The following is a 13,545-nucleotide window of genomic DNA, read 5'->3' as shown; positions in this document are numbered from 1 at the left end:
TTTAGAGAAGTAAAACGGCGTACCTCTTCGTTTTCAAATACGTTCAGCCACGTGAAGCCGACGACCGCAGAATCGTGGCTTCAAGCCTTCGCCGTCTGGTGGAATCATGCTTAACTTAACACGACGCGAACCGCCCGGCCCACGATTTATATACGAACACGCGGCCATCCGGCCCGTGCTCTGAGCAATCGCCGACAGTCCGCCGAGGCCGGAGCGCGGGATGCGGCTGTCGACTCGAACCCGCCCGCCTGCTCGCTATTCGTCGATATCGACGTCGACGCCGTGGTCTTCCAACAGTTCGACGAACGCTTCGGGGCCGACTTCCGGTACGTCGTGTTCGTCGGCATCCGCCCGTTTGGACGTCCCGGGATTCTCGCCGACGACGAGGTAGTCGGTGTTGCTGGAGACGCTGGAAGTCGCGTTCCCGCCGTTGGCTTCGACGAGCTCCTTGGCCTCGTCGCGAGTCATTTCCGGCAGCGAGCCGGTGAAGACGAAGGTCAGTCCCGCCAACGCCTCGCCGGCTTGCTCGGCATCCTGTGGGTCGACCCCGTGGTCGCGGAGTTCCGCGATTATCTCGCGGTTCCGCTCGGTGTCGAAAAAGCTCGCAATCTCGGTTGCCATCGTCGACCCGATTCCCTCGATGGCTTGCAGTTCCTCGACGTCGGCGGCCATCACCGCATCGAGCGTCCCGAACGCCCGGGCGATGGCGGCCGCGGTCGTCGGGCCGACCTCGGGGATGCCGAGCGCCGAGAGGAAATCCGCCAGCGGCGGCTCCGTGCTCGCCTCGATTTCGGCAACGAGGTTTGCCGCGCTCGTCTCGCCCCAGCCTTCGAGTTCGGCCAGTTCGTCGACGGTCAACTCATAGAGGTCCGGCAGGCTCTCGACGAGTCCGTCGTCGACCAGTTGGTCGACCGCTTCCTCGCCGAGTCCCTCGATGTCGAGACCGTCCTTCGAGGCGTAGTATTCGACGAGTCGCCGGAGCTGTGCCTCACAGTCGATGCCCGCCGAGCAGAACGCCATCGGTCCCTCCCGCTCGACCGGACTACCGCAGACCGGACACGCCTCAGGGAAGGTGAAGGCCCCCTCGGTTTCGGCCTCGACGACCTCCTCGATGTATGGGATGACGTCGCCCGCGCGCTTGAGTCGGACCTTGTCGCCGATGTCGACGCCCAACTCCTCGATCTGTTCGGGGTTGTGGAGCGTCGCCCGCGAGACTTCGACACCGGCGACCTCGACTTTGTCCAGCAGCGCGACGGGCGTCAACCGACCGGTTCGGCCGACCTGCACGATGATGTCCCGGACCGTCGTCACCTCGGTTCTGGCGGGGAACTTGTAGGCGTAGGCCCACCGCGGCGACCGCGAGGTCGACCCCAACGTCTCGCAGGCGTCCTTGCGGTCGACCTTGATGACCGTCCCGTCGATCTCGTAATCGAGGTCGTCACGTAGTTCGAGCATCTCCTCGCGGAACGCGACGGCGCCGTCGACGTCCTCGACCAGGCGAGTGTGGTCGTCGACGTGAAAGCCCCACTCGTCGACCTTTCGGTGTTCGTCGATGCGGCGCTCGAACCCGTAGCCGCCGTCGTCGAGCACGTCGAAGACGAAGCAGTCGAGGGGCCGTTCGGCAGTGACTGAGGGGTCCAACTGCCGGAGCGTGCCGGCCGCTGCATTCCGTGGGTTCGCGAAGGGGTCGTCGCCGCGCTCGATGCGCTCGCGGTTGTACTCGTTGAACGCGTCCCGCGGCATGAACACCTCGCCGCGGACGGCCAGGTCGTCGGGGTAGTCGCCGTCGAGGCGAAGCGGCACCGAGCGAATGGTTCGGACGTTCTCGGTTACGTCGTCGCCCTCGTGGCCGTCGCCGCGAGTGGCCGCTCGCCGGAGTTCGCCGTCCTTGTAGACCAGCTCGACGGAGAGGCCGTCGAACTTCGGCTCACAGAGGTACTGGATCGGTCCGTCGTAGCCGGCCTCGGCGAGGCGGTCCCGAACACGGTCGTCGAAGCCCCGGACGGCCGCCTCCTCGACCGACGAGTCGATAGACCGCATCGGGGCGACGTGTTCGACGGTTTCGAGTTCGTCGACGGGGTCGCCGCCGACCCGCTGGGTGGGGCTGGTTTCGGATTCGAGACCGAACTCGGTTTCGAGCGTCTGCAACCGCTCGAAGAGGTCGTCGTAGGCGGTGTCGGAGATGACGGGATCAGCGAGTTGATAGTAGCGGTAGTCGTGATACCGAACGGCCTCCCGAAGCTGTTCGACCTGTCGTTCGGCCTCTTCCTCGTCGAGTTCCTCGACGGGGTCGAACTCGAAGGGCGGGGTCCGGACGTAGGGGTTGTCCTCCGATTCCTCCATTTGGCGGCGTTTCGACGGCCGCCCTCAAAAACGAGGGGTGTCCGACGGGCGGAACCTATCTCAGAGGTCCGCGACGTCCTCGATGGCGTCGGTCAGTGCCTTGATGCTCTCGAGGTCGTGTTCGCCCATGTGGCCGATTCGGAAGCTCTCCTCGCCGATATCGCCGTAGCCGCTGGAGAAGACCATGTCGTACTCCTCGGAGACCTGTTCGACGGTCTCGGCGACGTCGATGCCGCGGGTGTTCTCGACGCAGGTGACCGTCTGGGACTCGTAGCCCTCCTCGGGGTAGAGACCGAAGTGTTCGCGGGCCCACTCGCGGGTGTACTCGGCCATCTCCTGGTGGCGCTGGTCGCGAGCCTCGTGGGTCTCGTCGAGCATGTGTTTCATCTGCTTGCGGTAGGCGAGCATGAGCGGGATGGCGGGCGTCGAGTGGGTCTGGCCCTTCCGGTCGTAGTAGTCCAGACAGCGCTGGAAGCCGCCGTACCACGAGGCGGAGTCCTTCTCGACTTCCCGGTCGTAGGCGGCGTCGCTGACCGCACAGACCGCCAGCCCCGGCGGCATCGCGAAGGCCTTCTGAGTCGAGGTGAAGATGGCGTCGATGTTGTGGCCCTCGATATCGATGAAGTCGCCGCCGAGACAGGAGATAGCGTCAACGATGAAGTAGGTATCCGGGTAGTCGCCGAGCAGGTCGCCGATCTCCTCGACGGGGTTGCGGACGCCCGTCGACGTCTCGTTCATCACGACGCCGACGGCGTCGTAGCCCTCGTCGCTTGCCTCCAGAGCCTCGCGGATGTCGTCGGGCTTGACGGCCTCGCCCCACTCGTACTCGATGCGGTCGACGTTCTTGCCCAGCCGCTCGGCGACGTTGGCCTGTCGCTCGCTGAAGGCGCCGCTCGTGGGGACGAGCATGTCGTCGTCGACGAGGTTGAGCGTCGTCGCCTCCCAGAACTCGGTGCCCGACGCCGAGAGGACGATGACGTCGTTGTCGGTATCGAGGAACTCCTTGGTGTCCTCGACGATGGTCGTATAGAGGTCGGTCATCCGGTCCATCCGGTGGCCGAACATCGGTTCGCACATCGCCTCGATGACGTCCTCGCGGACCTCGGTCGGGCCGGGCAGATACAGCGTCTTGTCGGGGTAGTCCCCGGTGTATTCGCGTTTCTCGGTCATAGGAACCACTGAATATCTAGACTCTCAGCACGGGAGGGCATGGTAGTTTTGATACCGTCAGGGCTACCGTCGCCCGTTCGGCCCCCTACTCCGGAGTCCCGAACGTGGCAGTCGGGTCCGGGACGACCCGCACCAACACCGGCAGCGCGACGAGGACGATGCCGATTTCGAGGGCGGCGGCGACGGCGAAGGCCGCGAAGAAGCCGAACTGAGAGGCGATGCCCCCGCCGACGAGGATGCCGCCGAGGAAGCCGAGACTGCCGAAGATGTTGAACCCGCCCATTGCCGCGCCGCGTTCGTCGGGGGCGGCCATGTCGGTCACCAGCGCCATCGTCGCCGGAGCGACCAGCGCGCCGAGGACGCCGACCACGAAGAGGACAGCGACGGCGACGGCGACGGACGGCGCCAGAGCGACACCGATGATGGCGAGTCCGTAGCCGACCGACCCGGCGACGATGGGAACGACCCGACCGATGCGGTCCGAGAGGCTGCCGAAGGGGTACTGCAACAGCGCGAAGGGGGCAAAAAAGCAGGCCAGCACCAGTCCCGTCTCGCCGGGCGAGAGGTCGAACGTCTCCCGGAAGTAGAAGGTGCCGACGATGCCGAAGAAGCCGCCCGTAAAGCGGTCGGCGAAGCCGAAACCGAAGGGCAACAGGAGTTCCGGCCGCTCCCGGAGGCCGGCGAGGGCCGCGCGGATGCCATCGGTGTCGGTCGGCGTCCGGTCGGGAACAGTCGCCATCACGACCGCCACGAGCGCCAGCAGGACCGCCGAGGCGACCAGCGGCGCCAGCGGGCCGACCTCGTAGAGTTGGCCGCCGACCGGCGCGCCCAGCGCCGCGCCGAGGCCGATGGCGATGCCCGCCGCGCCCATGTTCCGGCCGTGGCCACCCTCAAGGTCCATCAGCATCGTGATGGCCAGCGAGAAGGCGCCGATGGTGAAGGCGCCCTCGACGAAGCGGAGGGCCAGGGCAAAGCGGAAGTCGCCGATACCGGTGGCGACGGCGGCGACCAAGGCGAGATAGGCGGCGGTGCCGCCGAGCGCGCCGAGGACGATGAACGGAACCCGGCGGCCCGCGCGGTCGGAGGCGGCGCCCCAGACCGCCGAGAAGAGGACGAACGCCAGCAGTTGGACTGCGAGGAAGGCCGTCCCGGCGTCGATGGTCGGCGCACCGCCCAGTGCCTCGACGAGCCGGTCGACACCGGGGTAGACCAGCAACTGTGTAAAGAGGACCACGAACACGACGAAGGCGAGACGGGCGCGCTCTGTACGACTCACGGCCGGTCCTAGGGTGTCCTCGTACTTGTGCCGTGCGACCGACGGCCGTCGAGTGAGGGGCGTCTTTTTGGGGATGCCGGCCGCAGCGGATGGCATGGGACTGACCATCACGGTGCTCGGCAGCGGCGGGAACTCGCCCATTCCGACGCCGACCTGCCGATGTGGCATCTGCGAGCGCGCCCGCGAGGAGGGGATTCCCGAGGCGCGACACGGCAATTCCTTATATATCGAGGAACTGTCGGCGATGGTCGACGCGCCGGAGTTCGTCTACGAGAACCTCGAACGCGAGGGCGTCGACGAACTCGACTACATCCTCTTGACCCACTGGCACCCTGACCACGCCGCGGGCCTCCGGGTCGTCCAGTCACGGCCGACGAGTCGGATGTTCTCCGACCCCGACTACGGCCTCATCGATTCCGCCCGCGAGAACCGGCCGACGCTGGTGACCACCCGCCGCGTCTACGAGCGCACCTGCGAACTCTACGACGGCCTCCGGCATTTCGTCGAGGACGTCGGCTTCGCCGACACGCACTTTCTCGACGAGGAACCGCTGACGGTCGCCGAGACGCGAATCGAGGCGATACCCTACTCGCTTTCCGGCAACGCCGACATGGACGCGACGGCGTTCCTCCTCGAAGACCCGGAGACGACCGTCCTTCTGGCGACCGACGACGCCAGATATCTGGACGAGTCGGAACTCCCCGACGACATCGACCTCGCGGTCTTCGAGTGCGGCTTCTTCCGGGAGACGCCCGACGGCACGCCCATCCTCACCGAGGGCGACGAGGCCATCCTCGCCGAGGAACTCACCCACGCCGAGGTGATGGAACGCGTCCGCCGCTTCGGCCCCGACCGGACGCTGCTGACCGAAATCGAACACCTCTACGGCCGCACCCACGCCGGATACCGCGAACTGGAAGCGACCTACGAGGACGTTCAGTTCGCCTACGACGGCCTGACGCTGTCGGTGCCGCGCTGATACGAGTTGGTGTAACAATCACCGGTGAGCCTCGGGAATCCACGCCACCACCCTTTAAAGCGGCGACCCACGACCCCGCCGGCACGACGTGAGCGGGACACCGGAGTGAATGTGGTCGGCGGTTCACACGACCCCTGAAAGAAACCCCAGAAAGCGATTGTGTCGGCGGTATTCGTCCGGTTCCACCCGAAGACAGGGGGTTCGGTAGCGGGGCCGAGAGGGATTTGAACCGAGCCGAGACGGTCGCCTCGCTCCGCTCGGCGCTGTGTCTCGTCGGGTTCAAATCCCCCTGCCGTTTCGTAACTCACGAGAAGCCGAGCAGCGCTGAGCGATAGCGAAGCGCTGCTTGACGTGTTGTTCGTCACAGAAAGCGGGCCGAGAGGGATTTGAACCCCCGGCCATCTGGTTAAAAGCCAGATGCTCTGCCAGACTGAGCTATCGGCCCGCGTCCGTTTCTTGCCGTGGTTGCGGGTAAATCCTTTCGATTGGCACTACCTATTCGTCGGGGAACTCGTCGATTCGCTCGTGGACGTAGGCCGCCCACTCGTCGAGCGTCTCGTGCATCAGTTCCCGGGCGTCCTCCGGGGGCGTCGCACGATACTGGTAGACGTGGCCGCCGGAATCCAACAGGCGGCGCCGGCGCGAGGCGAGTTCCTTGTCCAGCAGCGTCGACAGCGCCCGGTTGACGTTGCTCCGGTCGCGGTCGACCTCGTCGGCGAGTTCCGCGACCGTGCTGTCCGGCGCATCGAGTAGCTCGATATACAGGCGCGCCTCGTGGTTCTGCACGCCGAACACACAGCGAAGGACTTCCTCGAAACCCGGTTCCGAATCGAGCATCAGATCGCGGAACCGCGAGGGGTCCGGGTCGGGTTCCATAGCGGTTCGTCGGACGCGGCGAGGATAAATACCGGGTGTGTGGGTCGACACGGGCCCGAAGGACGGTTCATCCGGAGCCCGCCGGGTCGCCCACGTTGAGACGATAGAGTCGGGCGGCGAGCTGGTAGACCGCCACGACGGCGACCACTTCCGTCGGTCGGACGGTCGTCTCACCGACCGCGATGGCGGGGACCGCCACGAGCGCCTCGACGGCGGCGACGACCACGAGCGTCGACAGCGGCACGGCGGCCGCCAGCAAAACCGCACCGACACGGACGTACAGTGCCTCCGCGAGGGTCATCGGAACTCCACGGCGCCCCACGGGACGCGCTCGCCGGTTTTGGTGTCCAACAGCTCCCAGTATTCGGGGTCGACGTCGTGCAGCGACGCACACGTCGCACACCAGATGTGGCTGTTGGTCGGTTCCCAGTCGCAATGGCGGTTCGGACAGCGCCACCGCCAGCGCGCGGTCGAATCCTCGCGGTCGATGACGACCCGGCGGGCGTCGGCCTCGCTGCTGCCATCGGCTACGGCTTCGAGATACATATTCGTTCAGAGTCGCCGGTTCGTAATCAATGGCTTTCGAGGCCACGGTGAAAGTGTGGGGTTCCACGAAACTGCCCGACTGCGACCGGATGCAGTTCGAATCGACCGACACCGCGCATTCACGATAGAACGTCGCCTCGTAGGCCGAGACTGCCGAATCGCCACACGACAGCGCCAGTCAACACGTAAGTGAAAGTGAAACCGGCGGCGAAGCTGTCGGCGCGTCGGGTACGTCGTCGGTCGGTCAAAAACGAAACCGGCGGCAGAACGTCTACTCCAGCAGGTACGTCAGCAGACCCTTCTGGGCGTGCAGGCGGTTCTCGGCCTGGTCCCAGACGATGGCGTTGTCGCTTTCCATCACGGGGTCGGTGACCTCCTCGCCGCGGTGGGCGGGCAGACAGTGCATCAGCAGGCGGTCGTCGAGCCACTCCTCCTGAATCTGGAAGCCGGCCTCAGAGAAGTCGATGAGTTTCTCGGCGCGCTCGGATTCCTCGCCCATGCTGACCCAGACGTCGGTGTAGATGACGTCGGCGCCGTCGATGGCCTCCTCGGGGTCGTGAGTCGTATCGGGGGCCTCACCGAGTTCGTCGGCGCGGGCCATGATGTCATCGTCGACGCCGTAGCCCTCCGGCGTCGCCACGGTCAAATCGAGCCCCACGAGCGCCGAACCGAGGACGAACGACTGACAGACGTTGTTGCCGTCGCCGACCCACGCCACCTCGGCGTCGAAGCCGTCGAAGCGCTCCCGGATGGTCATCAGGTCGGCCAGCGTCTGGCAGGGGTGGGCGTCGTCGGTCAGTCCGTTGACGACCGGCACCTCGGCGTACTCGCCCAACTCGACGACGTCCTCGTGGTCGAAGACGCGGCCCATGATGACGTCGACGTATCGGCTGAGCGCGCGGGCGGTGTCCTTGACGGGTTCGCCGTGGCCCAGATGGATGTCGTCGGGGCCGAGGAAGATGGCGTGGCCGTCCAGTTGGGTCGCGCCCGTCTCGAAGGACACCCGGGTTCGCGTCGAGGGCTTCTCGAATATCATGCCCAGCGTCTTGCCAGCCATGGCGTCACCGGTCTTGCCCCGGGCGGTCTTCTCCTTCTGGTCGGCCGCACGGGTGAGTACTTCGTCGAGCTGTTCGCGCGTCAGGTCGTCGATGTTCAGGAAGTTCATTGCAGTTCCTCCGCGACGCGTTCCAGGACCGCGACGGCACGGTCCAGTTCGCGCAGTTCGAGGTGTTCGTCGGGTGCGTGGTCGAGGTCCGAATCGCCGGGGCCGTAGGTCGCCATCGGGCAGTCCCACGCGCCGGCGAAGATGTTCATGTCCGCGGTACCCGTCTTCCGGAGCAGGCGCGGGTCGCCGCCCTGCCCGCGGATGGCCATACGGAAGGCCCGCCCCACGTCGGTCCGGGGACTCTGCATCGTCGGTTCGACCGAGTCCTTCCAGTTGACCGTCCCCGAACCCGACAGTTCGGCGTCGGCCATCTCCCGAACCTCGTCGGTCGAGTACTCGGGCGGGACGCGCAGTTGTGCATCCAGCGTCGCCTCGACGGCCAGTCCGTCCTCGCTGACGCCGCCCTCGATGCTGACCGGTTTGGGCGTCACGCGCTCGAAGACGGCATCGTAGCCGTCGCCGCCGAACTTCGCCTCGACGGCCGACCACCACGCGATGGCGTCCTGAATGGCGTTGTTCTCCGGCCGGGAGGTATGCCCGGACTCGGAGGTGGCGACGTAGGTTCCCTGCAGGATGCCGCGGTAGCCGAGCGTAATCCCGTCCCACCCGGATGGTTCGCCGTTGACGACAGCCTCCGGTGCTTCGCGGTCCTCGATGAGGTGGCGGGCACCGCGGGAGTTGACCTCCTCGCCGACGACGCCGACGAAGGAAACGCCGGTCCTGACGGCCGCGACGGCAAGCGCGGTCAGCGGCCCCTTCGCGTCGACGGAGCCGCGACCCCACAGTTCGGGGCCCTCGTCGCCCTGCTCGACGCGAACCGGGATGTCTCCCGGCACGGTGTCGATGTGGGACGTGTACAGCACGGAATCGTCCGCCGGCGCCCGGACGTTGCCGACGTCGTCGATGTAGACCTCACGGTCGTGTTCGCGGAAGAAGTCCGCGAGCGCCTCGGCACATTCCTCCTCCTCGGGCGTCGGCGAGGGGATAGAGACGAGCGTCTCCAGCAACTCGCGTGCCACCTCGTCGGCCTCGGGCGCCGTCTCGCTCATGCGACGATGTCCTCCAGCGCGTCGACGACCTCGTCGGCGTGTTCGCGCTCGACCGTCAGCGGGGGCAGCAGGCGCACGACGCTGCGACCTGCGGGGAGCGCGAGAATCTGGTGGTCGATGGCGAGGTCACGGAGGATGGGGTTGGCCCCCCGTTTCACCTCGACGCCGACCATCAGTCCCTCGCCGCGCACCTCGCGGACCTCGTCGCCGACGGCGTCCTCGAGTTGGTCGACCAGATACTCGCCCACCTCGGCCGCGTGTGCCGGCACGTCCTCGCATTCGATGACGTCGAGGGTCGCGCCTGCCGCGGCGGTGACGACGGGGCCGCCCGAGAAGGTCGACCCGTGGTTGCCGCAGTCCTCGGCAATCCAGTCCTTGACGAGCGTCGCGCCGATGGGCAGGCCGCTGCCGAGGCCCTTCGCCGTCGTCAGCACGTCCGGGACGACGCCGTGGGCGTCGGCCGCCCACAGCGTGCCCGTCCGGCCGAGGCCGGTCTGAATCTCGTCGAGAATCATCGCGGCGCCGGCCTCCTCGGTCGTCTCGCGGACCGCCTGCAGGTAGTCGGTCGAGGCAGGGTTGATGCCGCCCTCGCCCTGGAGGGGTTCGAGGATGACGGCGGCGGTCTCCTCGTCGACGGCCTCGGCCATCGCCTCGCTGTCACCGTAGGGGACGAACTCGACATCGCCCGCCAGCGGGCCGAAGCCCTCCTTGTATTCGTCCTTCCAGGTGGCGGCGAGCGTTCCCATCGTCCGGCCGTGGAAGGCCTGCATCGTCGCGACGATCTTCGAGCGGCCGGTGGCGTGCCGCGAGAACTTCAGCGCCGCCTCGTTGGCCTCGGTGCCCGAGTTACAGAGCCAGACGTTGTCGATATCGCCCGGCGCAACGTCGGCCAACTGCTCGTAGAGCGCCGTTCGGGGCGCGTTCGGATACGAAGCCTGGACGTACATCAGACGCTCGACCTGGTCGGTCGTGGCCTCGACCACCTCGGGGTGGCAGTGGCCGACCGGGGTGCAGGCGTAACTGGCGCCGAAGTCCAGATACTCGGTGTCGTTCGTGTCGTAGAGGTAGACGCCCTCGCCACGTTCGATGCTGATGGGTTTCTCGGAGAAAACGAAGCCGCTCATTGTGTTAATCGTCCTTGGGAAGCGCGCTGGGCAGGATGTGCGTGCCGCCGCCCTCGACGGCGGACCGGATGGGCTGGTCGGCGTTGGCGCTGGCGACGACGACCTCGCTCGCGCCGCCCTCCAGCGCCTCCGTCGCCGCCATGACCTTCCGGCCCATGAAGCCCTCGGCGGCGTCTTTCAGTTCTGCGTACTCTTCGGGCGTCTCGACGCGCTCGATGAGCGTCGAGGAATCGTCGGGGTCGCGATAGACGCCCGCCACGTCGGTCAGCGAGACGAGCGTCCCGCCGAGTTCGGCCGCGACGGCGGCCGACGCGCGGTCGGCGTCCGTATTCACGGCGACACCGTCGTCCGCGAGCATCGGCGGGGAGGCGACGGGCGTGTAGCCATCGTCGAGCAGCGTCTCCAGCAGGTCGCCGTTGACCTCCTTGATAGAGCCCGAATGGTCGCCGCGGCGGATCTTCTTCTTGCCGTCTTCGACCACGCGAACGGCCTCCTTGCGGGGGCCGTAGAACAGTTTGCCGTCGACGCCCGACAGGCCGACGGCGTCGATGCCCTGGTTCTGGAGGCCCGTCACGAGGTCGGTGTTGACGAGGCCGGACATGGCCATCTTGAAGACGTCCATGGTCTCCTCGTCGGTGAAGCGGCCGACGACGCCCGATGGGGTCTCGACGTATTCGGGTTCGATACCCATCTGTTCGAGCGCGTCGTCGACAGCGGTCGACCCGCCGTGGACGACGGCAACGTCCGTGCCCTCGTCTTTTAAGGCGCCGATGTCGGCGAGTGCGCCCTCGGGGTCGACGGCACGGGCGCCGCCGATCTTGACGACGACGGTCATTCAGGGCGCTCCCACGGGGTGCATCCCCGTGAATTCGAGGCCGGCCGTCTCCTCGAGGCCCAAGGCGACGTTGGCCGCGTGGACAGCCTGGCCCGCCGAGCCCTTCATCATGTTGTCGATGGCCGAGAAGACGACGACGCGTTTGTTCGACGGGTCGAGTTCGAAGCCGACCTCCGCGTAGTTCGAACCGGCGACCGCCTTCGGTTCGGGGTAGCGATACACCCCAGAGCCGCCAGCGACCAGCCGGACGAACGGCTCTTTCTCGTAGCTGCCGCGGAAGGCACTCCACAGGTCGCCCTTCGAGACCGGTTCCTCGGGGTAGACGTGACACGTCGCCGAGGCGCCGCGAGTCATGTCCACGGCGTGGGCCGTGAAGGACACGCTTGTGCCGAGGAACTGTTCTATTTCGGCCTCGTGGCGGTGGCCCGTCGGCGCGTAGGGGCGGACGACGCCCGAGCGTTCGGGATGCGACGACGCTTCGCCGCCGCCGGCGCCGCCCTCCGAGGAGCCGACCTTCACGTCGACGACGATCTGCTCGGACCCCGAGAGGATGTCGGCGTCGAACAGCGGCTTGAGGCCGAGAATCGCCGCGGTGGCGTTACAGCCGCCGGAGGCGATGAGGTCCGCCCCGCGGAGGTTCTCACGGTTGAGTTCCGGCAGGGCGTACTCGGACTCGTCGAGCAGTTCCGGCCGGATGTGGCCGTCGTACCACTCGTCGTACTGTTCTTCGCTGTCGAGGCGGAAATCCGCGCTCAGGTCGACGACGGTGTCGGCGGCGTCCTGAAACGCGTCGATGTGGTCCATCGAGACGCCGTGGGGCGTACACGCGAAGAGGATGTCGACCGATTCGAGGTCCTCGGGGCTGGAAAAGCGGAGGTCCATCCCGCGGAGGTTCGGGTGCACCGAGCCGACCGTCTTGTTCTCGTAACTGCGACTCGTCGCCTGTGCCACCTCGAATTCGGGGTGGCCCTCCAGCAGGCGGAGCAGTTCCCCGCCGGTGAAGCCGCTACCGCCGACGACGCTGGCGGTGTAGTCGGCCTCGCTCATGCCGTCACCTCGGCCTTCTGGACCTTGGCTTCCAGCCAGTCGACGACCGCGCTCGGCACGTCGACCTCGGTCACTTCGTTGAGCGCCTTGAACTCGACGGTGTGGTTGACCTCGTGGACGGTGTAGGAGTCGCCCGTCTCCATGAGGTCGACGCCGAGCAGGCCGCCGCCGACCGCATCGGAGGCGCGTTCGACGAGGTCGGCCATCTCGTCGGTAATCTCGATTTCCTCGGTCTCGGCGCCCTGCGCGGCGTTGGTCAGCCAGTGGTCCGACGAGCGGGCCATCGCCGCGACGGGTTCGCCGTCGGTAGCGACGACGCGGATGTCACGGCCGGGCTTGTCGACGAACTCCTGGATGTAGAACACCTTGTGCTCGTAGTGGCCGAGCGTCTCCTTGTGTTCGAGGATGGCCTCGGCGGCGTCCCGGGAGTCGATCTTCGCCATCAGGCGACCCCACGAGCCGACGACGGGCTTGAGGACGCACGGATAGCCGAAGTTCTCGATGGACTCCATGGCCGATTCCTTGGTGAAGGCCACCTCGGTGTCGGGCGTCGGGATGTCCTCCTCGGCGAGGACGAGGCTGTTGCGGGCCTTGTCGGCGCAGATGGCCGCCGTCTCCGGGTCGTTGACGACCGGCACGTCGTAGGCGTCGACGAACCGGGTGACGTAGCGCGACCGGCTGGTCGCGAGACAGCGGTCGACGGCGATGTCGACGTCATCGAAGGCCTCCGGCGGGTCGTGGATACCGAACCGCTCCTTGCGGACGTCGATCTTCGTCACGTCGTGGCCGCGGTCGCGGAGTTCGCTCAACAGGAGCTTCTCGTCGCGGCGGATGCGCGAATAGAGGACGCCTACGTTCATTGTGCGATCCCCTCACGCGCGGTCGAGTGCGCTGCTGCGCCGACGAACATGGGCCTTACTCCCCCCAGTCCTCTTCGAGTTCGGGCGCCGTATCCAGCTCGACGGGGTCGTCACCGACCACTTCGAGTTCGGCACCGCAGGTCGCACAGTCGACGATCTCTCCGACTTCGAGGTTGTCGTGCAGGTCCAGTTCGGCCCCACACTCGGGACATTCTGCCATTGTACATCGTACTCGCCCGTCTAACCACTTAAACGCTTCGGACTTGTCAGAATGA

At 66.7% G+C, this 13,545-nt stretch carries 14 protein-coding genes, 1 tRNA gene and 1 pseudogene; 2 read left to right on the top strand and 14 right to left on the bottom strand.

Features of this window, described 5'->3' with window-relative positions; genetic code table 11:
- Window positions 1-114, top strand: a pseudogene (locus tag U5914_RS15210) (IS6 family transposase); the annotation flags it as partial.
- Between the two features lie 141 nt (window positions 115-255).
- Here U5914_RS15210 and ligA read toward each other — a convergent pair.
- The 3 genes from ligA to U5914_RS15195 all read right to left on the bottom strand — a co-directional run bounded on the left by ligA (window position 256) and on the right by U5914_RS15195 (window position 4,789).
- Window positions 256-2,343: an NAD-dependent DNA ligase LigA gene (gene ligA / locus U5914_RS15205; RefSeq protein ID WP_336136597.1), complete on the bottom strand. Its 2,088-nt coding sequence runs from the start codon at window positions 2,341-2,343 to the stop codon at window positions 256-258.
- 60 nt (window positions 2,344-2,403) lie between these two features.
- Window positions 2,404-3,513 carry a pyridoxal-phosphate-dependent aminotransferase family protein gene (locus U5914_RS15200; protein WP_336136596.1) on the bottom strand — a complete coding sequence of 370 codons (1,110 nt, stop codon included), beginning with the start codon at window positions 3,511-3,513 and terminating at the stop codon, window positions 2,404-2,406.
- Between the two features lie 85 nt (window positions 3,514-3,598).
- A complete protein-coding gene (locus U5914_RS15195) occupies window positions 3,599-4,789 on the bottom strand; it encodes an MFS transporter (protein ID WP_336136595.1) in 1,191 nt (396 codons plus the stop codon).
- A gap of 94 nt (window positions 4,790-4,883) precedes the next feature.
- Between U5914_RS15195 and U5914_RS15190 the strand changes: the two genes are divergently transcribed.
- Window positions 4,884-5,768, top strand: coding sequence for an MBL fold metallo-hydrolase (locus U5914_RS15190; protein WP_336136594.1), 885 nt, complete (start codon window positions 4,884-4,886; stop codon window positions 5,766-5,768).
- Window positions 5,769-6,139: 371 nt separating this feature from the next.
- Here the strand turns inward: U5914_RS15190 and U5914_RS15185 are convergent.
- The 11 genes from U5914_RS15185 to lysW all read right to left on the bottom strand — a co-directional run bounded on the left by U5914_RS15185 (window position 6,140) and on the right by lysW (window position 13,490).
- A tRNA-Lys gene (locus U5914_RS15185) sits at window positions 6,140-6,213 on the bottom strand.
- Window positions 6,214-6,263: 50 nt separating this feature from the next.
- Window positions 6,264-6,644 carry a helix-turn-helix domain-containing protein gene (locus U5914_RS15180; RefSeq protein WP_336136593.1) on the bottom strand — a complete coding sequence of 127 codons (381 nt, stop codon included), beginning with the start codon at window positions 6,642-6,644 and terminating at the stop codon, window positions 6,264-6,266.
- Between the two features lie 67 nt (window positions 6,645-6,711).
- Window positions 6,712-6,945: a hypothetical protein gene (locus U5914_RS15175; protein ID WP_336136592.1), complete on the bottom strand. Its 234-nt coding sequence runs from the start codon at window positions 6,943-6,945 to the stop codon at window positions 6,712-6,714.
- Entirely contained in the window at window positions 6,942-7,190 is a 249-nt protein-coding gene (locus tag U5914_RS15170) for a hypothetical protein (protein WP_336136591.1), read from the bottom strand. Before U5914_RS15170 ends, U5914_RS15175 begins: the two co-directional genes overlap by 4 nt.
- Window positions 7,191-7,461: 271 nt before the next feature.
- Window positions 7,462-8,355 (bottom strand): ornithine carbamoyltransferase, encoded by an 894-nt coding sequence (argF, locus tag U5914_RS15165; protein WP_336136590.1) that lies wholly within the window; start codon window positions 8,353-8,355, stop codon window positions 7,462-7,464.
- Window positions 8,352-9,404, bottom strand: a complete 1,053-nt coding sequence (locus U5914_RS15160; RefSeq protein ID WP_336136589.1) for a [LysW]-lysine hydrolase — start codon at window positions 9,402-9,404, stop codon at window positions 8,352-8,354. The genes argF and U5914_RS15160 overlap by 4 nt, the downstream gene beginning before the upstream one ends.
- Window positions 9,401-10,528: an aspartate aminotransferase family protein gene (locus U5914_RS15155; protein ID WP_336136588.1), complete on the bottom strand. Its 1,128-nt coding sequence runs from the start codon at window positions 10,526-10,528 to the stop codon at window positions 9,401-9,403. Before U5914_RS15155 ends, U5914_RS15160 begins: the two co-directional genes overlap by 4 nt.
- 4 nt (window positions 10,529-10,532) lie before the next feature.
- Window positions 10,533-11,363 carry an acetylglutamate/acetylaminoadipate kinase gene (locus U5914_RS15150; RefSeq protein WP_336136587.1) on the bottom strand — a complete coding sequence of 277 codons (831 nt, stop codon included), beginning with the start codon at window positions 11,361-11,363 and terminating at the stop codon, window positions 10,533-10,535.
- Window positions 11,364-12,410 (bottom strand): N-acetyl-gamma-glutamyl-phosphate reductase, encoded by a 1,047-nt coding sequence (argC, locus tag U5914_RS15145; RefSeq protein WP_336136586.1) that lies wholly within the window; start codon window positions 12,408-12,410, stop codon window positions 11,364-11,366.
- Window positions 12,407-13,270, bottom strand: coding sequence for a lysine biosynthesis protein LysX (gene lysX, locus U5914_RS15140; RefSeq protein WP_336136585.1), 864 nt, complete (start codon window positions 13,268-13,270; stop codon window positions 12,407-12,409). Before lysX ends, argC begins: the two co-directional genes overlap by 4 nt.
- Window positions 13,271-13,325: 55 nt before the next feature.
- A complete protein-coding gene (gene lysW / locus U5914_RS15135; protein ID WP_332312359.1) occupies window positions 13,326-13,490 on the bottom strand; it encodes a lysine biosynthesis protein LysW in 165 nt (54 codons plus the stop codon).
- Window positions 13,491-13,545: the final 55 nt, after the last annotated feature.

It is taken from the genome of Natronomonas amylolytica, from assembly GCF_037031205.1.
In the GTDB taxonomy this organism is placed as follows: Archaea; Halobacteriota; Halobacteria; order Halobacteriales; family Haloarculaceae; genus Natronomonas; species Natronomonas amylolytica.
This window is presented reverse-complemented; position numbering and strand designations above follow the sequence as displayed.

Excerpts from the sequence above, each read along its gene's own strand:
- ligA (WP_336136597.1), bottom strand. The coding sequence starts at position 2,343 with ATGGAGGAATCGGAGGACAACCCCTACGTCCGGACCCCGCCCTTCGAG.
- U5914_RS15200 (WP_336136596.1), bottom strand. The coding sequence starts at position 3,513 with ATGACCGAGAAACGCGAATACACCGGGGACTACCCCGACAAGACGCTG.
- U5914_RS15190 (WP_336136594.1), top strand. The coding sequence starts at position 4,884 with ATGGGACTGACCATCACGGTGCTCGGCAGCGGCGGGAACTCGCCCATT.
- U5914_RS15180 (WP_336136593.1), bottom strand. The coding sequence starts at position 6,644 with ATGGAACCCGACCCGGACCCCTCGCGGTTCCGCGATCTGATGCTCGAT.
- U5914_RS15175 (WP_336136592.1), bottom strand. The coding sequence starts at position 6,945 with ATGACCCTCGCGGAGGCACTGTACGTCCGTGTCGGTGCGGTTTTGCTG.
- U5914_RS15170 (WP_336136591.1), bottom strand. The coding sequence starts at position 7,190 with ATGTATCTCGAAGCCGTAGCCGATGGCAGCAGCGAGGCCGACGCCCGC.
- argF (WP_336136590.1), bottom strand. The coding sequence starts at position 8,355 with ATGAACTTCCTGAACATCGACGACCTGACGCGCGAACAGCTCGACGAA.
- U5914_RS15160 (WP_336136589.1), bottom strand. The coding sequence starts at position 9,404 with ATGAGCGAGACGGCGCCCGAGGCCGACGAGGTGGCACGCGAGTTGCTG.
- U5914_RS15155 (WP_336136588.1), bottom strand. The coding sequence starts at position 10,528 with ATGAGCGGCTTCGTTTTCTCCGAGAAACCCATCAGCATCGAACGTGGC.
- U5914_RS15150 (WP_336136587.1), bottom strand. The coding sequence starts at position 11,363 with ATGACCGTCGTCGTCAAGATCGGCGGCGCCCGTGCCGTCGACCCCGAG.
- argC (WP_336136586.1), bottom strand. The coding sequence starts at position 12,410 with ATGAGCGAGGCCGACTACACCGCCAGCGTCGTCGGCGGTAGCGGCTTC.
- lysX (WP_336136585.1), bottom strand. The coding sequence starts at position 13,270 with ATGAACGTAGGCGTCCTCTATTCGCGCATCCGCCGCGACGAGAAGCTC.
- lysW (WP_332312359.1), bottom strand. The coding sequence starts at position 13,490 with ATGGCAGAATGTCCCGAGTGTGGGGCCGAACTGGACCTGCACGACAAC.